Consider the following 20,796-nt stretch of genomic DNA (forward strand, 5'->3'; position numbering starts at 1 on the left):
CTGATAAACTCCGCCGCCTGCCTCGCGACCGCTACCTTAAAGAGCCTGAACCTGTGGAAATTTTCAAAGAATTCACCTTCGAATCCGCCCACCGCCTGCCCCACGTGCCAGACGGTCACAAGTGCGGCCGCCTGCACGGCCACTCGTTCAAAGTGGCGATTCACCTGAGCGGCGACATCGACCCGCACACCGGCTGGATTCGGGACTTCTCGGAGATCAAGGCGATCTTCAAGCCGCTCTACGAGCGCCTGGACCACAACTACCTCAACGACATCCCCGGCCTGGAAAACCCCACCAGCGAAGTCCTGGCCAAGTGGATCTGGGAACAGTTGAAGCCATTGTTGCCGGAACTCAGTGCCATTCGCATCCATGAGACCTGCACCAGCGGTTGCATCTACCGCGGCGAGTAAGCGGGCCACAGGGACCTGTGGCATTGGCTTTTTTTGTGTCTATGCTTTTTGGCTCGAACATGCCAAGAGGACGCGACCATGAGCCACTGGCCCCTGGATCACGAATACGACTTCAACGGACACCGCATCCGTTACGCCGTCCACGGCGACCGCCCGCCGCTGGTGTTTGTCCACGGCACGCCCTTCTCTTCCTACGTGTGGCACCGAATCGCCCCGCTGTTCTTTGCCACTCGCAAGGTGCATTACTTTGACCTGCTGGGTTACGGCCAATCCGCACAACCGGACGCCGACGTTTCCCTCGGTGTGCAAAACCAGTTGCTCGCACAGTTGCTGGACCACTGGGGCCTGGATTGCCCGGACGTGGTGGCCCACGATTTTGGTGGCGCAACCGCCCTGCGCACGCACCTGCTCAACGGCAAGCACTACCGCAGCCTGACCCTGATCGATCCGGTGGCGCTGTCGCCCTGGGGTTCACCTTTTGTCCAGCATGTGCGCCAGTACGAAGCGGCGTTCAGTGGCCTGCCCGATTACATTCAGCGAGCCATCGTGCCGACCTATATCCGGGGTGCGATCAACAGGCAGATCCCCGATGAAGAACTGGCGCCGTACGTGCAGCCCTGGCTTGGCGAAACCGGCCAGGCCGCGCTCTATCGGCAGATCGCGCAGATGGACGAACGCTATACCCGCGAGGTCGAGCCGCTGTATGCAACCGTGCGTTGCCCGACGCAGATCCTTTGGGGAGAAGACGACCAGTGGATCCCCATCGAACGCGGTCGTGCGTTGCAACGGATGATACCGGGCGCACAGTTTCATCCCATTCCCAATGCCGGGCATTTGGTCCAGGAAGACGCGCCGGAGGCCATCGTCGCGGCAGTGTTGCGGTTTCTAGCGCTGCACTCTCCCACCTGAAGAAACCGCATAGGCAGTGGAAACTGTGTTCCAACTTGAACCACCGCCGCACCGCTTTCGTTCTCTTCACTTACCCAATACCACGGATTGGCTATAAATAACCTCGCGATCACTCGCTTGGCACGGGCGCTGCACGCTTGCGACATCTTCCTCCTGCGCAAGGACCTCCACATGACTCAAAACGATCCGGGCAACGACTATCCCTTGAGCGAAGTCCCGATGCATGCCCGCAAGGGCCTGGCCTCCACGGCCATGGTGCTGCTGGGCTTCACCTTTTTCACCGCCACGATGTTTGCCGGTGGCAAGCTGGGGGTAGCGTTCGGTTTTGCCGAAATGCTCACGGTCATCGTGATCGGCAATCTGCTGTTGGGCCTGTACGCCGCCGGCCTGGGTTATATCGCCTTCAAGAGCGGGCTCAATTCGGTGCTGATGGGTCGCTTCTGTTTCGGTGAGGTGGGCAGCAAGCTCAGCGACTTGATCCTGGGTTTCACCCAGATCGGCTGGTACGCCTGGGGCACGGCGACGGCGGCGGTGGTACTGGGCAAGTATTTTCATTTGAACGAAGGCACCGTGCTGGGGCTGATGGTGCTGTTCGGCCTGGGGTTCTGCATCACCGCCTACATCGGTTATCGCGGGCTGGAGATCCTGTCGTACATCGCCGTGCCGGCCATGATGTTGTTGCTGATGTTGTCGATGTGGGTCGCGACGGTAAAGGTCGGAGGCCTGGATGGGTTGCTGGCGGTGGTGCCGACGGGCAGCCTCGATTGGTCCACCGCCATCACGCTGGTGTTCGGCACGTTCGTCAGCGGTGCCACCCAGGCGACCAACTGGACGCGGTTTTCCCGCTCGGCGAAGATCGCGGTGCTGGCAAGCCTGATCGGCTTTTTCATCGGCAACGGCCTGATGGTATTGATCGGCGCCTACGGAGCCATCGTCTATCAGCAGCCGGACGTAGTGGAAGTTCTGCTGTTGCAAGGCTTCGCCATGGCGGCGATGGCGATGCTGCTGCTCAACATCTGGAGCACCCAGGACAACACCATCTATAACTTTGCCGTGGCCGGCTGCAACCTGCTGCGCACCCGTCGGCGCAAAACCGTGACCCTGGGCGGCGCGGCGATCGGCACACTGCTGGCCCTGCTGGGCATGTACGATCTGCTGGTGCCTTACCTGATTTTGCTGGGCACGGTGATCCCGCCGATTGGCGGAGTGATCATGGCCGATTTCTTCTTCCGCTGGCGCGGCCGCTATCCGCGTCTGGCCCAAGCGCAGCTGCCGGCCTTCAACTGGCCGGGGCTGTTTGCGTACGGCGCAGGCACCCTCGCGGCGTTCACTTCGCCTTGGGTTGCGCCACTGGTAGGAATCGCCACCGGCGCGCTAACGTATGTGATATTGATCGGCCTATTGGGAATTCGCGCCACCGATACCCCCCTCCAAGATCTTTGAGAAGGACTCGCTTGATGCACATCATCAACGCCCGCCTGCGCAACCGCGAAGGCTTGCATGAACTGCACCTGGAAAACGGCCTGATCGCCAGCATTGCACGCCAGACCGAAGCCCCGAGCCTCGGCCCGCAAGACCTCGACGCCGGCGGTAATCTGGTGGTGCCGCCGTTCGTCGAACCGCACATTCATCTGGATGCCACCCTCACCGCCGGCGAACCCCGCTGGAACATGAGCGGGACGCTGTTCGAGGGCATCGAGTGCTGGGGCGAGCGCAAGGCCACCATCACCCAGGAAGACACCAAGACCCGCGCCAAAAAAACCATCCAGGCATTGGCCGCCCATGGCATCCAGCATGTGCGCACCCATGTCGATGTCACCGATCCTGACCTCACCGCCCTCAAAGCCATGCTTGAAGTGCGTGAGGAAAGTCGTCACCTGATCGACCTGCAGATCGTCGCGTTTCCCCAGGAAGGCATCGAGTCCTACCGCAACGGCCGCGAACTGATGGAGGAAGCAATTCGAATGGGTGCCGACGTGGTGGGCGGCATTCCGCATTTCGAGTACACCCGGGATCAAGGCGTAAGCTCGGTGAAATTCCTGATGGACCTGGCCGAGCGCACCGGTTGCCTGGTGGACGTGCATTGCGACGAGACCGACGACCCGCACTCGCGCTTTCTCGAAGTGCTGGCCGAAGAAGCCCGCAGCCGCGACATGGGCGCCCGCGTCACCGCCAGCCACACCACGGCCATGGGCTCCTATGACAATGCCTACTGCGCCAAGCTGTTTCGCCTGCTCGGGCACTCGGGCATCAGCTTCGTTTCCTGTCCCACCGAAAGCATCCACCTGCAAGGACGTTTCGATAACTTCCCTAAACGCCGCGGCGTCACCCGGGTCAACGAATTGCTCGAAGCGGGGATGAACGTGTGCTTCGGCCAGGACTCCATCGTCGACCCGTGGTATCCCCTGGGCAACGGCAATATCCTGCGGGTGCTGGAAGCTGGCCTGCACATCTGCCACATGCTGGGTTACCGCAACCTGCAAAGCGCCCTGGACCTGGTCACTGATAACAGCGCCAAGGCCATGGCCCTGGGCGAGCGCTACGGCCTGGAAGCCGGGCGCCCGGCGAATCTGCTGATCCTCTCGGCCGACAGTGACTACGAAGTGATCCGTAGCCAGGGCCTACCGCTTTACTCCATTCGCAATGGCGAAGTGCTGATGAAGCGGCAGATGCCGATGGTGGAGTTTGCGGTTCAGCCAGGCTGAGGTCATCGCGATAGCGGTGGTTCAGTTGCATTGATGCTGGATGTGCCTGCGTCATCGCGAGCAGGCTCGCTCCCACAGTGGAGCGGCGCCGTACGCGCATTTTTGTGCCCGCTGAAGATCGAATGTGGGAGCGAGCCTGCTCGCGATGGCGTCATTGGCTGCGGCGCAGATCGTCTATGACACAGACCGCGCAACACCAAACAACCTGACCCGCAGCAGCTCACCCGCCTGTTCTTCCAGCAGAATCGGTGCAGTGCCACCCGGCATCACCACACTCACCGCCCCCGCCTTCACCCAACCCACTCGCCACGCGGCGCACGCCACCGCACTGGCACTGGTGCCCGAAGAAGCGGTGGGACCTTCCCCTCGTTCAAAAATCCGCGCGGCAATGCTTGCTTCGGCCTGGCGCCAGGCCCACTGCAGATTCACCCCCGCCGGGCAGGGAATCCCGGACCCACCGGGCGGCGCATAGGCAATGCGCGTCAGGCTTTGGGCCAACGCTGGGGCACGCATCTGCGGGTTACTTGGCAACGTCTCGGCGCTGTCCACCAGGGTCACGCAGTGCGGGTTGCCAATGTTCACGAACTGACTGGCACCCCAGGCCGGATTCAAAGCCTCAAGCGCAGCCACGCGGCTGACTTCGCGCTGGTTGACGATCACGCTTTGCACACCTTGAGCCGCGACAGCGCCGGGCCCGAAAAGTGGTTTTCCCAGGTCCAGCCAGAAACCCGAGAGACCTTCGAACTCAGCTGCGCGGACCGCCGTTTGCAGCGGTGACACGCCTTCACGTTTGTCGTGATGAACCTGTAGAACACATTCGCCGTCGCTCGGCATCAAGCCTTGCTCTTTGAGCGCCTGGGAGAAAATCGTCAGGCCATTGCCGCTGCGCTCGGCCAGGGTCCCATCGGTGTTGACGATCAACAGGTCAAAAGGTGGCTCATTCTGGAACGGGCCGATCAGCAGACCATCGCTGCAATGGGCCTTGGCATCCGGCGGCGCCTGACGCGGCGCCCAACTACAGAAGGCCTGCACTGCGGCGCGGGTCCAGGCCTGGCGGGCATGGGCAGCCTGGGCGGCTGTCGGCGGCAGGTCAATGCCTTGGGCACGGACCTGCTGCGGTGAGACCACGCCATAAATATTGCCCCGTGCATCATAAAACTGCGTCATGGACCAGACCCGGATTCAGCCAGCGAAAGCCGGTACTTTATTCCGGCCAAGGCTGTGCAGGCAAAGCGTGCTTGCCACCCACGCACCTCTTCGGCACCTTGAGGTCGCGGCGCGGTCAGTGGATGTGCAAGCATAGGGCCCGCCCGCACCATCGCCTCGCCAAACCAAGGACGTTTCATGACTGCCATTACGCCACCGCCAACCTTCATCCCCGGACGCCTGGAACAGATGTCCACCCGCATTGCCTATCTCATCGCCGGTGTCGGGATCGCGGCCTGGGCGCCGCTGGTGCCGTACGCCAAGGTGCGGGCGAACCTGGACGAAGGCACTCTCGGGTTGTTGCTGTTGTGCCTTGGGGTGGGGTCGATTCTGGCGATGCCGATTTCCGGCGCACTGGCGGCGCGATTTGGCTGCCGGCGGGTGCTCAGTGGCGGCACGATTCTGATCTGCCTGGCCTTGCCCGCGCTGGCAACGATGACGTCTTTGCCCTGGCTGGTGGCAGCCTTGTTTTTGTTTGGCGCCGGCCTCGGCACCGTGGACTCGACCGTCAACCTGCAGGCGGTGATCGTCGAGCGGGCCAGCGGCAAGACCATGATGTCGGGTTTTCACGGCATGTTCAGCCTCGGCGGGATCATTGGCGCGGCCGGTGTGAGCGCGCTGCTCGGCCTCGGCCTTTCGCCCCTGGGGGCGACGCTGGTGGTCAATGCACTGTTGCTGGTGGCGCTGTTCAAGGCGGCGCCGCATCTGCTGCCCTATGGCAGTGAAAGTTCGGGCCCGGCGTTTGCCATTCCCCACGGCGTGGTGCTGTTTATCGGCATCTTGTGTTTCATCGTATTCCTGGCCGAAGGCGCGGTGCTGGACTGGAGCGCGGTATTTCTGACGGCCGAGCGTGGAGTGGAAACCGCCTATGCCGGGCTCGGTTATGCCGCGTTCGCGCTGACCATGACCGTTGGCCGCTTGACGGGGGATTCGGTGGTGCATCGCCTGGGCGCCAGACGCGTGATTATCTACGGCGGCGCGACCGCTGCGGCCGGGTTCCTGCTGGCGACCCTGGCGCCGATGTGGCAGGCGGCGCTGTTGGGGTATGCGTTGGTCGGGGCCGGGTGTTCGAACATCGTGCCGGTGTTGTACACCGCGGTCGGCAAGCAGACGCTGATGCCTGAAGCGATCGCCGTACCGGCCATCACCACCATCGGCTACGCCGGCATCCTCGCAGGCCCGGCGCTGATCGGATTCGTCGCCCATGGCAGCAGCCTGAGCTTTGCGTTCGGGTTGATCGCGCTGTCGTTGGTGGCGGTGGCGGTCAGTGGGAAAGTGTTGAAGGTTTGAGGCGTTACACCCCTCTCTGTGGAAAGGAGATTTATCTGTGGCGAGGGGATTTATCCCCCTCGCCACAGGAGTACGCGTCAATCCTGGTTTTTCATCAGAACCCTACACTCGCCTGCACAAAAAACGTACGCGGTGCGCCGACGTAGATGCCCGAGTTGTTGTCGCTGGAGCGGGTGTAGTACTGATGGTCGAACAGGTTCTTCACCCCGGCGCCGACCTTCAGGTTCGATAGTTGCGATCCGAAGTCGTAGCCAGCGCGCACGTTCCAGAGCACGTAACCCGGCATGTCACCGTAGCGTCCATCGGCGCTGCCGTCGGTGATGTAATCGTCGCTGAAGCTGCCGTCGGGGTTCACGCTGTTGCCGGGTGAGCGTTGCTTGGACTGGGCAAAGGCATCGAGGTTGTAAGTCCAGCGATTGATCTCATAACGCAACCCCAGGTTCGCCACCTGACGCGAGTAGAACGGCAGGTCACGGCCCTTGAAGCTTGGAATATCACCTTCATAAGTTGCGCGGGTGTAGGTGAAACCGGCATTGGCGCTCAGGCCTTCCAGGCGTGGGTCCAGCGCGGCCATGTCGTAGCGCACCGAGGCTTCCAGGCCCTGGTGCTTGGTGGCGCCCATGTTGGTCCAGCCCACATCGTTGCTGATGTACTGCAACTCGTCGTCGAAGTCGATGTAGAACAGCGTCACTTCCCCGCCCCACACGTCATCGTTGTAGCGGGTACCGATCTCGTAGGTCTTGGCTTTTTCCGGGTTCAGGCCGTTGGCGGTGTTGTTGCCGTCGCCGCCCTGGCCGAGCTGGAAATATTGCAGGCTGCCGAACGACGTCTCGTAGTTGGCGAACAGCTTCCAGGCATCGGACAGGTGATACATCACGCTCAAGGCCGGCAGCGGTTCGTTGCTGTCGATGCTGCGGCGTTTTTCCTGTACCGGACTGCCGTCGGTGTCGAGCACCGGGCGGTCGTGCCATTGGGTGCTGATGCGTTCGAAACGGATGCCCGGGGTGATGGTCCACTTGCCGACATCAATCTTGTCATCGATGTAGACCGCATGGGCTTCGGTGCCACCAGTGCGGTCCTGATAGACGTGACCATCGGACCCCGGCCGCACCACCGGCTGGTTATCGCGCAGCGCCAGGCGACTGGCCTCTTCGTGCATGCCTTCCTTGAGGTAGCGATAACCGACGCTGGCTTCCTGGGTGGTCGAGCCCAGGTCAAACACATGGGACACCCGCGGTTCGATGCCGAAGGTGTAGTAAGTACGCGGGTAGGACGCCAGGTTGCGCTGGTCCCGGGAGGCGATGGTGCTGCCACGGTAGCTGTCGGAATAATAGGTCAGCACTTCGGCCTGGGTGCGGTCGCTGATCTCGCGGATCCACTTGAACGACACGTCCTTGCGCCGGCCGGCAAAGTTGTCCCAGTCACGGTCGGACTGATACGGGTCCGCGTCGTATTGCGCCTGGGTCAGGCCGCCGGGCATGTCAGCCTTGGCGTCGTAGTAATGGAAGTTCAGCGAGAAATCATCCACCTCGGTGGGCGCCCAATGGGTCTTGAGGATGACGTCGTCGATGTCATTGTCGTTGTTGCTGCGGCGATAGCCATTACCGTTGACCCCCGAATACAGGAGCGCAACGCCCATGCCGTTATCGGCCGTGCCGCCGAGAAAAGCGCTGTCGATGTGCTTCCAGCCGCCGCGCTGGGAGGTTTCCAGGGTGGTGCCGATTTCACCGGTGGCTTTTTCCGGAATCGCGCGGGTCACGAAGTTGATCACGCCGCCGACGTTCTGCGGCCCGTAACGCACGGACCCGGCGCCGCGCACCACGTCGATGCTGTCCAGGTTGCCCGCCGAAATCGGCGCCATGGACAGTTGCGGCTGACCGTAAGGCGCGAACGCCGCCGGCACGCCGTCGATCAGCACCGTGGAACGGGGCGACAGGCGCGAAGTGAGACCGCGCACGCCGACGTTCAGGGAGATGTCGCTGCCGCCGGTGCCATTGGCATCCTGCACCTGCACCCCCGGCACGCGCCGCAGCACATCGCCGACGTTCATGGCCCCCTGCTCCACCATCGCTTCGCGGCGGATTACCGTGCGCGCGCCGGCATGGTTCTGCACCACTTCGGCATTGGCATCGCCGAGCCAGTCACCGACCACCTGGATGTCGGTGGCCCCCAGTTCCAGCGGGCCGCCAGTGGACGCCGAGGGCGCCGGCAGCACGGTCACCGAACCTTCATTGATCTGGTATTGCAGGCCGCTGCCTTGCAGCAGTTGGCCCAGGGCCGCTTCTGGGGACAAGTTGCCGTCCACCGCCGGGGCTTGCTTGCCGGCCACCAGCTCCGGGCTGAAGAACACCTGCAAAGAAGTCTGCTGGCCGAGCTGGCTCAAGGCCTGGCCCAGCGGCTGCGCCTGGATGTGAATGGACGTGGCCGCCTGATCGGCGAAGGCCTGGGGCAATGCGGCACTGACGGCCAGGGTCAGGGCCAGCGGCAGCCAGCGGGCGGGGGCGCGGTTGTTGTTTTTGAAGGTGGTTTTCACGTCGAACCTTGTCCTGTTGAATCGCAAGAATACGCGTCTGTTAATGCAAACCAGTTGCAGTTGGACAAGAAGACGAAGAACTCGAAAAAAACCTGAATTTACCGCGCAATTATTTCCTGGCTGCCGTCATCCAGGGTGCGCACGGCCACCGGCAGGATGTTGGGCAAAGCCTTGAGCAGCGCCTCGGGGTTATCGGCACGAAACACGCTGGTCAGGCGCAAGTTGCCCACCGCCGCGCTGCCGACGCGCAGGGGTTTAGCGCGATAACGGGAAACCTCCTGGACGACTTCGCTCAAGGGAGCGTTGTTGAACACCAGTTTGCCGTGGCGCCAAGCGGTGAGTTCATCGGCGTTGATGCCATAAGGTGCGGCGACCTTGCCCTGCGCATCGATACGGGTGCCAAGGCCGGCCGTGAGGCTGACGAACTCGGCCTGCGCCGCGTCGCGCCCCTGAACCTTGACACTGCCCTGCTCCACCGCCACCCGGGTTGAGTCGGCATCGCGGCGCACATCGAAGCGCGTTCCGGTCACCGTCACCCGGCCGTTGCCCGCCTCCACCGTAAACGGCCGGCCAGCGTCATGCTCGACGCGAAACAACGCCTCGCCTTCGGCCAGTTCCACGCGCCGTTGATGGTGGACGAACTGAACACGCACGCGGCTGCGGCTGTTGAGGTCGATCACCGAACCGTCCGGCAGCGCGATGTGCCGGCGCTCGCCCAGGGCCGTGGCAAATTCAGCGCTGTAATCGCTGGAAGCACCCAAGCCGCTGAACAAGCCCAGCCCGACCGCCATCGCCAACAGCCCGGCGGCCACGGCGAAGCGCAGCAGCGGTCGACGCTGGGGACGTTTGGCGGGTGGTTCGCACAACGCTTGCAGACGTTCCTTGGGCAGCAGATCCGTGGCGCTCCAGATCCCCTGTAGAAGTAGAATTTCGTCGCGGTGATTAGGATGCTCGTCCAGCCAGGCCTCGTAACGCTGGCGCTCATCGACACCCATGACGGGAGCTTGCAAGCGTACGAACCATTGCGCCGCCTCGTCGCGAACCCGGTTCTGCCCGCACGGGCATTCACGGTTATCCATCATGGAAGGTCCTGTGGCTCAGGTGGAAGATAACGACGGATCATTGGCCAGCCCCGTCCAGACGATCGCGCAGATGCCGCAGGGTGCGGATCATATACTTTTCCACCATGTTTTTTGACAAGCCCAGGCGCTCGGCGATTTCCGCCTGGGTCAAGCCTTCGATCTTCTGCCAGACAAACACTGTACGGCAATTGGCCGGCAGCTCGGCCAGTGCCCTTTCGATGGAGTCTGCCAACTGGATCGCGTGCATGTAGTGCTCCGGGTCGCCCGAAAGCGACTGGCTGTGATCGAGCGCCGCCTCCTCCATGGCGCCCCGCCGATCTTCGCGCCGATAGCCATCCACCGCAATATTGCGCGCCGTCTGGTGCAAATAGGCCCGCGGCTGCTGGACATCAGCCGAATCGGACTCGAGCACCCGCACGAAAGTATCGTGAGCCAGGTCCTCGGCCTGCTGGCGATTGCGCAGGCGACGAGTCCAGGTGCCGATCAACTCTTCGTAATGCTCGAAAAAGCCAGGTCTGCGGGGCGGCTTGGGGGTCATCGCACTGCGCTGTAGGGACGGGGCGTGAATAGTAATGCTTCCTATTAAGCCGAAGCAAACCTATTGCAGTGCCTGTCGTCCGAAGCTTTCAAACTTAAGACAATCCTGTGGGAGCGAGCCTGCTCGCGATTGCGGACTGACCCTCAACATTGATGTTGACTGATACACCGTCATCGCGAGCAGGCTCGCTCCCACATCAGGTGAACCGTCAGGCACACCGCCAGTGAGCCGCACAGAATCAGGGTCCAGCCCAGCGCCTGGAACCAGGCTGCTAGCATCAACGCGCCTCCTATCAGCAAGTAATAGAACAGGCCAAACAGCGCGCCAGCGGTGCCCAGGCAATCACCGTAGCGTACCAATGCCGCACCGAGCACGTTGGGTATCGCCATGCCAAACGCCAGGACAATCAACAGCATCGCCACAACAAAACCAGCGCTGTCGAGCAGGCCCTGAACGCTTATCCCCCCCATCAGCAGCACGATCGCCGCAACAGCCGATAACTGAGAGCCGTCGAAACCCCGTGCAAGCAGACGCTTGTTCAGCCACGCCCCCAGACCCGAACCCAACGCCAGAATCGCCCCGCTGTAGCCGAACAGCTCAGGGCTCAACCCGAGCCGTTCGAACTGGAACGGAGCGAGGTTGTAGTAGCTGAACAGGGCGACGTTGAATGCCGCCACCAAAAACGACGAGCGCCAGATGTCCGGGTCCTTCAGCATGCGCCACAGAGTCGTCAACAAGGGTTGCGGCGGGACACTGCCCTCAAGCGTCTCGGGCAAGGATCGCGCGCTCCACCACAGTAGAATCAGCGACAGCATCAACAGGCCACCGAGTGTGCCTTGATAGCCAAAGAAGCGAACCAGGCTGGCACCGCTGAACAAACCGATCGCCGGGCTGGCCGCGAGGGGAATGCCAATCATCGAAAAAACCTTGCCCAGTTCCGCGCCCTGGTAGCGATCACGCAGAATCGTCTGGGTGACCACCGAACCGACCGCCGCACCAAACGCAGCCAGAGCCTGGACGGCCAGTAATGCGTCGAAGGTGTCGACGTTCAGGCCCAGCACCGTCCCTAGCGCATACAACGCCAACCCACCCAGCATGGCGGGCCTTCGGCCGATGCGGTCACAGACGCCCCCCCACACCACCACACCCAAGGCGAATCCCAGGAAAAATACGGACAACATCTGCGCCGCCATTTCGGCGCTGACGGCAAAGGTCAGGCTGATGTCTGCCAATGCAGGGCTATAGAGGGTCTGGGCAATTTGCGGAAACATCACCAAGGCAATCGCCAGGCCGAGGAACGGACGAGAAGTCATGGGCACGCTCGTTAGAAAAACGACGAGCAGTCTACGAAGCCAGGACTGTCGTATTATCCAAAGCCTGACAACTGATCCTTGAAATCGGACAACTTATGGCTTGGCTCGGCGCTCACGCCCGGTTCGACCCCGACTGTCATAGTGCGCCGGTCATCGGCATTGCAGCGACGCTGGGGCACCACGATTCTGGCCTGCACCAGCATCAACGCGGGCAACTGCTATTTACGCGACAGGGCTGCGCGCGCATCACACTGGCGCAACAGCTGTGCCTGCTGCCCCCGTCGCGAGCTGCCTGGATTCCACCGCTGACGCCCCATCGGGCGGTGATGCAGCAGAGCGTGGATTACCGATCGATCTACCTGACGGCGACGCTGTGCGCGGACCTGCCTTCACGCGTTTGCGTCATTGAGGTCTCGCCGCTGCTGCACGCTGTACTCGAGCCGATCACCGACGCGGCGTTCGACAGCGACTGGACCCAAGGTCGCAACCTGCACTTGCTGGGGTTGTGCCTGAACGAAATCCGTGAGGCGGCAGAACAGCCGATGCTGCTACCGCTGCCTCAGGACAAACGCCTCGCGCCTTTGCTCACAACCCTGGACCACCTGCCACCAACATTGGCGGTGCTGGAGCAAAAGATCGGTGCCAGCGGCCGAACCATCGGACGGATCTTTCAACGGGAAACCGGCATGGGTTATCAACAGTGGCGCCAGCAATGGCGCCTGATGCGCGCCATTGAACTGCTCGCCACTGGTCGCAGCCTGAGCTACAGCGCCTTTGAACTGGGCTTTGCCAGTGACAGCGCTTTCATCGCCTTTTTCAAGCACATAACCGGTCGTACACCGAGGACCTATCTGGATTGATTGCCGGTGGACTCACGCCTCAGGCATCTTGCGAAAGCCCACCGCCAAGCGGTTCCAGCCATTGATGGCGTTGATTGCCACGGTCAGGTCGACCATTTCCTTGGGCGTGAAATGCTGGTTCAGCAGTTCGTAGTCGGCGTCTGGCGCATGGGTGTCGCTCAAGCGGGTCAGCGCTTCGGTCCAGGCCAGCGCGGCGCGTTCGCGAGGCGTGAAAAACGGGGCTTCGCGCCAGGCGGTCACGGCATACAGGCGACGCTCCGTCTCGCCGTCCTTGCGGGCATCGGCGGTGTGCATGTCGATGCAGAAGGCGCAACCGTTGATTTGCGAGGAACGCAGCTTGACCAGTTCCAGCAGGGATTTTTCCAGGCCCAGTTTCGAAACAGCGGTTTCGAACGCCAGCATGGCTTTGAAAGCTTCAGGGGAGGCAGTGTAGAAATCGATACGCGGTTGCATGGTGAACTCCAGAACAATTGGGTGTGGCGCTACGTTAGCCTCGCGGTGGCGCGGTACAAATAGCCAATTATTGGGAAGTTCGGGGGGCCAATGCACGCCCTTGATACTTGCTCAGGCCCGACTACGCAACCATTGCAGGAAGCGCTTCTTGGCCACCGGTTTGGGGACGTCGCGGGTCAGGTTCTGGGCCAGGTGCATGCGCACGTCCAGCAGGTTTTTCATCGCGTCGTTGATGTCGCGGCGAGCGTCCAGGCAGGGTTTGAGGTAGCTCTTCTCGATGCGATAAAGGGTGCAGAAGGTCTTGGCGGAAAAGTTCGCCAGCGCGGCCTGGTCGGAAACGATCCCGGCTTCGCCAATAACCTCTCCCGGCCCCATGCGTCCGGCCTCGAACGGCTGGCCGTTACGAAACAGGGTCACGCTGACCACCCCCGACTCGATGATGAACAAATGATCGCTGACCTCCCCGGCCGGCAGGATCATGTCGCCGGCGCGGAAGGTCTGCAGGGTCATGTTCTGGCTGAAGGTGTCTTTCTCATCCTGGCGCAAGGTGGAGAAAATGCTCGAGCTTTCCAGCAACGCACGGGGCCGCGACACGCCATTGGTGGACGCGCTTTCGCTGGTGGACAACAGGCTTACGCCCGAGGCCTGCAAATGCCGGAAAGCCAGGTCGAACAACTGATTGCGCACCTCGCGCTTCTGGCCCATGGACGCGACGAACCCGCTGATTTCATATTCCGCCCCGGTGCTGCCGGTGCTCTTGAGTGTCACGCAGGGAGCCGGGCTGGCAAGCAGGGAACGACAACCAATCATCGCCCGCTCCAGCGCATCGATCACGGTTTGTGGCCGTGCATGCGGGCTGACCGGGATGCTGATGGATAACCCGTGGACATCGCTGGGCCGGCTGAAGTTGACGATCTTGGCCTTGGCCGCCAAGGAGTTGGGAATCACCGCCATGCTGCCCTGGGCGGTCTGCAACCGCGTGGCGCGCCAGTCGATGTCGGTGACCCGGCCTTCGGTGCCATCGATGGAAATCCAGTCATCGACTTGATAGGGCTTGGTGGTGTTGAGCACGATCCCGGAGAACACGTCACTGAGGGTACTCTGCAAGGCCAGGCCGACGATGATCGCCATCGCCCCGGAGGTTGCCAGGACGCCCTTGACCGGCAAGTCCAGCACATACGCCAGGGCAGCGATGACGGCGATCAGGAAGATCACCGCGCCGATCAGATCCTGCAAGAGCCGCCCGGTATGACCCACCCGTTGCATCATCACCGCGCCGATCATCACCGTCAGGGTCCGCGCAGCGAACAGCCACCAGGCAATTTGCAAACCGGTGGCCGCCAAGTGGCGTGGCACGTCGTCAACCCACTGCGCCGGTTGCAGGGGGTTGAGGCCTTCGTTGAACAGCAGCGCGCTGAACAACGAAAAAATCAGCAGCCGCCCGCCGATCTTCCAATAAGTCCGATCAGCGCTGACCAGCCGCCACAGCAGAATGTCGAGCACCAACAGCACCAAGGCACTCAGCAGTGGGTGATCGGAGATCAGAGACAGCATCGCGACAGCTCCAGGAAGGTCATGGGGCGAAGATTGGCACAAATTGAACGCGGCGTAGAGAGCACCGCAGAAACTCATGTGGGAGCGAGCCTGCTCGCGATTGCGGCGTATCCGTCAATGATGCATCGACTGTCAGACCGCTATCGCGAGCAGGCTCGCTCCCACAGGACTTGTCTCTGGTCAGTCGTCCATCGCGCCAAAACGACCGGAGTGGAAATCGTTGAAGGCCTGGTGAATTTCCTGCTCGCTGTTCATCACGAATGGGCCATGACCGACGATGGGCTCGTCGATGGGCTCGCCGCTGAGCAGCAACACCACCGCGTCGTGATTGGCGTGCAGGTGCAACTGCTCGCCGGCCCGGTCGAACAACGCCAGTTGCCCGGCTTCGACCCGCTCGCGACCGTTGACCTGAACCGTGCCACGCAGCACCACCAGTGCGGTGTTATGGCCGTCGTGTACGTCGAGGGTCAGGTTTTTCCCGGCATTCAAGCGCATGTCCCAGACATTGATGGGCGTAAACGTCTTCGCCGGGCCCTGATGCCCCTCGAAGCGGCCGGCAATCAGGCGCAGGCTGCCAGCGTTGTCCTTCAGGTCGATGCTCGGAATGTCGCCCTTGAGGAGCGTCTGGTAGCCGGCCGGGGCCATTTTGTCCTTGGCGGGGAGGTTGACCCACAGCTGGACCATCTCCATGAACCCGCCTTGCCGGGCGAAGTCCTCGGAGTGGAACTCTTCATGAATGATCCCGGAAGCGGCCGTCATCCATTGCACGTCGCCAGGGCCGATCTTGCCGCCGCTGCCAGTGGAATCCCGGTGTTCCAGTTCGCCCTGGTAGACGATGGTCACGGTTTCGAAACCGCGATGAGGGTGCTGGCCAACACCGCGACGCTCGGCGGTGGGTTCGAATTGCGTGGGAGCGGCGTGGTCCAGCAGCAGGAACGGGCTGATGTGCTTGCCCAGGTTGTCGTAGGAAAACAGCGTGCGAACCGGGAAGCCGTCACCGACCCAATGGGCTCGGGGGCTGGTGTAGACGCCGATGATGTTTTTCATGCGGTGGCTCCAATCGTGTTGCGAATCAGACGTTGCGATTCGATGGACACAGATTAAAACCACGAACGCAGCCGCACTAGACTGCAAAAATCAGTCTTAGCGTTCTATAGAGAGAACGATCGCCCCCCAACTTCACTGATATGCCATCGCACGGGGCTGCAATGAGCCCGCACACAGGGATCACAAATGATTGCGCTTGGCGAAATCCGACAGACCCACCAGCGTCTTGAGTCCGAGTTTTTCCAGCAGACGGGTCTTGTAGGTGCTGACGGTTTTCGGACTCAGGAACAAGGCCTCGGCGATGTCCTTGCCGCGCATTCCCATGGCCAGCATTCGCAGAATGGATAGCTCGCGGGTCGAGAGACTTTCCAGGGTCTGCTGTTCAGTGCGTTGTTGAAAATCCAGCCTGACTGGCATTTGAGGGAAATAGGAGTAGCCGGATTTCAGCGCATGAATGGCCTTGATCAGTTCTTTCAGGTCGCTTTTCTTGGTCACAAAGCCCCTGGCTCCGGCCGAGATGCAGCGGTTGCAGAAGTGCTGCGCGTCCTGGGAAGTGAATACCAGCACCCCGCACTCTGGGAACTGGGTCATGATCCAGACCAACAGATCCATGCCATCGAATCCGTTCATCACCAGATCCAGAATCACCAGGTCTGGGGCCTTTTCCTTGATCAACGCCCTGGCGTCGGCGACACCGCTCGCGTCCCTGACTCCGGTAAACCCCTCGTTCTGGCAAATGAGCCGCAATGCCCCTCGTATGACAGGGTGGTCATCCACGATCAATACGTCTTTCAAGGCAACTCCCCACGTAAATGCAAACGGCGCCGATGCCATGACTGCTTCGGACTGTTGCACAGGCGCCGGGCCATGCCACCTGTCAGGTCTGACAGTGCCGACCAACGGTGCAGCTTCACCCTGCGTGACCTTGCCTGAGAGGGCGAAGCCAGGGTCGCGTCAACTCGCTGGCCTGGGGATCAATCCGCTCCATCAGACTTGCCAGTGACGCAAGGTCAGGCAACTGGGCCGGGCTCAAGTGCATGCCCGGCCGCCGCGCGACCGCCGCCGAGGACAGGCCGACCTGTGGTGTGTTGTAAATCATCGCGTGACGAAGCTGTGGGTTATCGAGAATGAAATCGTGCAGGTTCAGCGCGCCGTTGGCCAAGCCGGCATTGACCACGACCAGGTCGAACGGCTCGCTGCCGTATTCCACCAGCGTCAACAGCTCCTGCAGGCCACTCACGGGGGCGATCCGAAAATAACCCTGTTGATTGAACAGGTGCTCAAGCCTCATTCGATGAGCATGTTGCGTGTCGGCAATCATGATACGTAATGCTTTGTTCGGCATGACAGGCATCCCAATCGTTAAGGGGCGTCAGGCTAGAGGAAGCTTTTGAGAGGCGCTGTAGGACGAATCCCAAAAAAGGGAGGAAAAAGGTACTTCGCATGTAGCTTCGGGATGACTACGCGGCTCGCTTATCCATGAGAAGACCCGCGGGGACCACTTCGCGCCCCAGCGGGAGCAAGCTCCCCCGCCACATAGGCCTCCAGTCGTTCAGTCAGGTGCTCCATGGCTTGGCGCACGTCATCCACCGCAGCGGCGAGCAACGGCCGGTCGCCGCCACGGCAGGCACTTTCCAGGGCTTCGCAAGCGGCAATCAGGCGCTGGGCCCTGATCATCAGCGCGCCACCCTTGACCCGGTGCGCCAGGTCCGCCAGCCCTGGCAGGTCTTGTCGAGCGAGCAGACGCATCAATTGCGCCAGGTCTTCGGCATTGCTGTTGACCATTTCCCCTAGCAGTTTTTTGATTGAGCCCGTGTCACCTGCGCTCAATAGTTCAAGGCTGCTCAAGTCGATGTCGCCGGTGGTCGGCGCAGGCACCCGCTCATCGGGCACTGCGGCGCAATCCTGCGTGACCGCAGCCAGGCAGCTGTTCAGTTCCTTGAGGCTGATGGGTTTGAACAGGCAATCGTCCATGCCGGCCTCGACACAGCGGGCCTTTTCCTCGGGCTGGGCATTGGCCGTGAAACCCAGGATCACCCCCGGCGACAAACCCTCGGCCCGCTCCGCCTCGCGAATGGCCCGGGCCAGTTCGTAGCCGCTCATCAACGGCATGTTGCAGTCGGTAATGACGACATCGAACCGTTCAGCACGCCAGGCGCGCAACCCCTGGACACCATCGTCGGCTTCGCGGACGCGATGGCCCAGATAGCTCAGTTGCTGGGACAGCAGCAAACGGTTGGCCGGGTAGTCGTCCACCACCAGAATGTTCAGCGCCCGCACCGGTGCCAGCGCCTCGACTTGCGCCGACGGCGCTTGAGCCAAGGCATCGAGCGCCGGCAAGCTCAGCAGAACTTCAATCTGCGTGCCCTCCCCCGGCACGCTGCTCAACGTCAGAGTGCCGCCCATCATTTCGCAGAGCGTGCGGCTGATCACCAGCCCCAACCCGGAGCCGCTGCGGGCCGACTGGGTGTTGTTGCTGGCCTGGGTAAAAGGGCTGAACAAGCGGCGCTGATCCTCGGCCGAAATACCACAGCCGGTGTCTTCGACGCGCAGGCGGATCGGCAGGCACTGCGCGTCATCGCTCGGTGCGGCTCGCACACTCAAGCGCACCTGCCCCTGGTCGGTGAACTTGATGGCGTTGCTCAGCAGGTTCGACACGATCTGCTTGAAACGCAACGGATCAACCAATACGTCGCGGTTGATCGCGGCGTCGAGTTCAAGCTGTAAGTGCAGTTGTTTCTGCCAGGCCAGGCCTTCAAAGATCCGTGCCACCGACTCGATCAGTTCCCGCAGGTTGGCCCGCTGCGGGGTCAGCGACAACCTGCCGGACTCGATGCGGGCGATGTCGAGGATGTCACCGATCAAGTCGAGCATGCCGCGAGCGGCGCCCGACGCGACTTCGATGGCGAACCGGTCCATGACACCCTGGTCGGCTTTTTTCAGGGCCAGCTCCAGCATGCCGATCACCGCGTTCATGGGGGTGCGGATTTCATGGCTCATGGTCGCCAGGAAAGTGGTCTTGGCCCGGTTGGCATCATCGGCGCTTTGCTTGGCCACGCGCAGTTGTTCCAGCAGACGCCGCAGGTAAACGACCCACCCCAATGCCAGCAGCAACAGCAGCGCGGCGATGGCGAACCCCTGGACGATGGTGGTGCGGTTGCGCAACCAGTAGTTGTCGTCGATCACCACTTCACTGCGCCAACGATTGGTCAGCTCGTCCATTTCTTCGGGAGAAATGCTCAGCAGCGCCTTGTCCAGGATCGAATGCAGCTCCGGCGCATCACGATGAGTCGCCAGGGCCACGCTCTCCGGAAACGTTCCCACGGTGCTGGTGATTTGCAGTTTGCCGCGGTACTGGCGGGAAATCATATAGCGGGCACTGATCAGCGAATTGACTGCGCCGTCCACCGTGCCGGCGGCGACCATGGACATCGCGTCCGCCGCGTTTTCAGCCGGCACCAGGTGCACTCGGGGAAATTGTTCCAGCAGATACTCACGCAGCACATTGCCCCGGATCAGCGCCAGGCGTTTGCCCTCCATCTGGTCCAACGTCAACGGGACCTTGCTCCTCAAGGGCGCCACCAACACGAACGGATTGCTCAGGTAGGGCCGGGTAAAACGCAACGCCCCCTCAAGTTCGGTGCTCGGTGGAGCGGCGGCCAGTACGTCGGCCCGACCGCTTCTGACGCGCCCGATCACATCATGAAGCGAGTTACCCCGCTGGATATCGAACTTCAGGCCGGTGCGCAGGCTGATCCGGGCCAGCACATCGGCGCTGATACCGCGCAAATGGCCTTGTTCATCGATAAACGTGAGTGGCGGGAAGTTCTGGTTGACGGCCACTGTGATCCGCGGATGTGCATTCAGCCAACGCTGTTCCTTGACGCTGAAATGCAGGGGTTGCTGACCGGGTATGCTCGCACCGCCAGCGCTCCAGCGCCGCAAGATACTCATGCGTTCACTGGCGGGGATGGCTTGTAGCGCGGCGTTGATAATGCGCAGCAGGCGTGTGTTCTCGCGGCTGACCGCAAAGGCGAACGGCTGTACTTCCATGCGCGAGAAATCAGCCAGTTGGACGTTGTTCAGGTAGTTCTTGCTGATCAGGTAATTGGAGCTGATCGAATCCCCCAGGTAAACGTCGGCCTGCCCAAACGCCACAGCGCCGATAGCGCTCAAGGTCGAGGGGTATAACTGCAAGGCCGCATCCGGATAAAACGCCTTGACTGTCTCGGTGGGCAAATAGTGATACAGCATCGCCACGCGCATGCCCGCCAGGTCCGTGGGCAAGTCCTGGCTATCCGCGACGCGGGCCACCAGGGTGGGCAGGTCATCGGCATAGGCCTGGGACATCGCCAACGCCGGGTCGCTGGCTTCGAAGCCGTTGGCCGTGCCGAGCATGTCGATCTCACCGCTGCGCAGCGCCTGGAGCGATGCCTCCCGTGACGCGTAACGCTGCACCCGCACATCGACGTGCAACATCTGCCCCAGCAACTGGGCATAGTCAGCAGTGAGGCCTTCATAGTCGCGGCCATTGCTGGTGATACCGAACGGTGCGTAATCCGGCGCCGAGGCCCCCAACAGCAACGTTCCCTTGCCGCGTAGCCAGTTCCAGTCGGCCTCCCCCAGGGATACCGAATAGTCGCTCACACTGGAGCGCCCGAGCACTTGCAGCGACTCAGGTGCCGCGCCAACCTGCGGCGTCACACTTGATAAGCCCAGCAACAGCGCCACCAGGCCTGTGCGTAAGAACAGCGTCATTTGGCTCAGGTTGTTTCGTTTGGCGTAGTCGGCCCGGAACACCCCCGACTTCACGTCATGTCAGGGAGACCGGCTGATGGGTTCAGACTGCCAAAGCGAGGGAACAGCGAACCGTCAACGCGCCTGCCTGAAAGACAG

17 protein-coding genes are annotated in these 20,796 nt (G+C 61.8%); 6 read left to right on the forward strand and 11 right to left on the reverse strand.

What is annotated here, in order from left to right; translation table 11 throughout:
• Nucleotides 1-53: 53 nt before the first annotated feature.
• The 4 genes from queD (at nt 54) to codA (ending at nt 4,024) form a co-directional block, all read left to right on the forward strand.
• Entirely contained in the window at nt 54-410 is a 357-nt protein-coding gene (queD, locus tag AC3I65_RS17630) for a 6-carboxytetrahydropterin synthase QueD (protein ID WP_047229269.1), read from the forward strand.
• A 78-nt stretch (nt 411-488) separates the two neighbouring features.
• Complete coding sequence (locus AC3I65_RS17635; protein WP_488524028.1) at nt 489-1,319, forward strand: alpha/beta fold hydrolase; 831 nt, start codon at nt 489-491, stop codon at nt 1,317-1,319.
• A 171-nt stretch (nt 1,320-1,490) separates the two neighbouring features.
• Nucleotides 1,491-2,762, forward strand: a complete 1,272-nt coding sequence (gene codB, locus AC3I65_RS17640; protein WP_417694746.1) for a cytosine permease — start codon at nt 1,491-1,493, stop codon at nt 2,760-2,762.
• A 14-nt stretch (nt 2,763-2,776) separates the two neighbouring features.
• The gene (gene codA, locus AC3I65_RS17645; RefSeq protein ID WP_076383904.1) at nt 2,777-4,024 is read left to right on the forward strand and encodes a cytosine deaminase; all 1,248 of its coding nucleotides are present in this window, start codon (nt 2,777-2,779) and stop codon (nt 4,022-4,024) included.
• Nucleotides 4,025-4,198: 174 nt separating this feature from the next.
• Here codA and AC3I65_RS17650 read toward each other — a convergent pair whose 3' ends face one another.
• Complete coding sequence (locus tag AC3I65_RS17650) at nt 4,199-5,191, reverse strand: diaminopimelate epimerase (protein ID WP_488524029.1); 993 nt, start codon at nt 5,189-5,191, stop codon at nt 4,199-4,201.
• A 177-nt stretch (nt 5,192-5,368) separates the two neighbouring features.
• On the opposite strand from AC3I65_RS17650, the gene AC3I65_RS17655 reads away from it, so the two are divergent.
• The gene (locus AC3I65_RS17655; RefSeq protein WP_047229274.1) at nt 5,369-6,520 is read left to right on the forward strand and encodes an MFS transporter; all 1,152 of its coding nucleotides are present in this window, start codon (nt 5,369-5,371) and stop codon (nt 6,518-6,520) included.
• A gap of 94 nt (nt 6,521-6,614) precedes the next feature.
• Here the strand turns inward: AC3I65_RS17655 and AC3I65_RS17660 are convergent, their stop codons facing one another.
• The 4 genes from AC3I65_RS17660 to AC3I65_RS17675 form a co-directional block, all read right to left on the reverse strand.
• Nucleotides 6,615-9,053, reverse strand: coding sequence for a TonB-dependent siderophore receptor (locus tag AC3I65_RS17660; protein ID WP_160891265.1), 2,439 nt, complete (start codon nt 9,051-9,053; stop codon nt 6,615-6,617).
• Between the two features lie 98 nt (nt 9,054-9,151).
• Nucleotides 9,152-10,135 carry a FecR family protein gene (locus AC3I65_RS17665; protein ID WP_076383901.1) on the reverse strand — a complete coding sequence of 328 codons (984 nt, stop codon included), beginning with the start codon at nt 10,133-10,135 and terminating at the stop codon, nt 9,152-9,154.
• Between the two features lie 37 nt (nt 10,136-10,172).
• A complete protein-coding gene (locus tag AC3I65_RS17670; protein ID WP_107322221.1) occupies nt 10,173-10,673 on the reverse strand; it encodes a sigma-70 family RNA polymerase sigma factor in 501 nt (166 codons plus the stop codon).
• A 170-nt stretch (nt 10,674-10,843) separates the two neighbouring features.
• Nucleotides 10,844-11,986 (reverse strand): MFS transporter, encoded by a 1,143-nt coding sequence (locus AC3I65_RS17675; protein ID WP_047229278.1) that lies wholly within the window; start codon nt 11,984-11,986, stop codon nt 10,844-10,846.
• 95 nt (nt 11,987-12,081) lie between these two features.
• Between AC3I65_RS17675 and AC3I65_RS17680 the strand changes: the two genes are divergently transcribed.
• Complete coding sequence (locus AC3I65_RS17680) at nt 12,082-12,846, forward strand: AraC family transcriptional regulator (protein ID WP_488524030.1); 765 nt, start codon at nt 12,082-12,084, stop codon at nt 12,844-12,846.
• A 12-nt stretch (nt 12,847-12,858) separates the two neighbouring features.
• On the opposite strand, the gene AC3I65_RS17685 is transcribed toward AC3I65_RS17680, so the two are convergent.
• The 6 genes from AC3I65_RS17685 to AC3I65_RS17710 all read right to left on the reverse strand — a co-directional run bounded on the left by AC3I65_RS17685 (nt 12,859) and on the right by AC3I65_RS17710 (nt 20,658).
• Nucleotides 12,859-13,299, reverse strand: a complete 441-nt coding sequence (locus tag AC3I65_RS17685) for a carboxymuconolactone decarboxylase family protein (protein WP_047229280.1) — start codon at nt 13,297-13,299, stop codon at nt 12,859-12,861.
• A gap of 111 nt (nt 13,300-13,410) precedes the next feature.
• A complete protein-coding gene (locus AC3I65_RS17690) occupies nt 13,411-14,853 on the reverse strand; it encodes a mechanosensitive ion channel family protein (protein ID WP_047229281.1) in 1,443 nt (480 codons plus the stop codon).
• 180 nt (nt 14,854-15,033) lie between these two features.
• A complete protein-coding gene (locus AC3I65_RS17695; protein WP_488524031.1) occupies nt 15,034-15,900 on the reverse strand; it encodes a pirin family protein in 867 nt (288 codons plus the stop codon).
• Between the two features lie 180 nt (nt 15,901-16,080).
• The gene (locus tag AC3I65_RS17700; RefSeq protein WP_047229283.1) at nt 16,081-16,695 is read right to left on the reverse strand and encodes a response regulator transcription factor; all 615 of its coding nucleotides are present in this window, start codon (nt 16,693-16,695) and stop codon (nt 16,081-16,083) included.
• Nucleotides 16,696-16,810: 115 nt separating this feature from the next.
• On the reverse strand, nt 16,811-17,245 hold the full coding sequence (locus tag AC3I65_RS17705; protein ID WP_047229284.1) for an ANTAR domain-containing protein: 435 nt from the start codon (nt 17,243-17,245) through the stop codon (nt 16,811-16,813).
• Between the two features lie 128 nt (nt 17,246-17,373).
• Nucleotides 17,374-20,658, reverse strand: a complete 3,285-nt coding sequence (locus AC3I65_RS17710; protein WP_488524032.1) for a transporter substrate-binding domain-containing protein — start codon at nt 20,656-20,658, stop codon at nt 17,374-17,376.
• Nucleotides 20,659-20,796 lie beyond the last annotated feature (138 nt).

This window comes from Pseudomonas sp. N-1-13 (genome assembly GCF_057787095.1).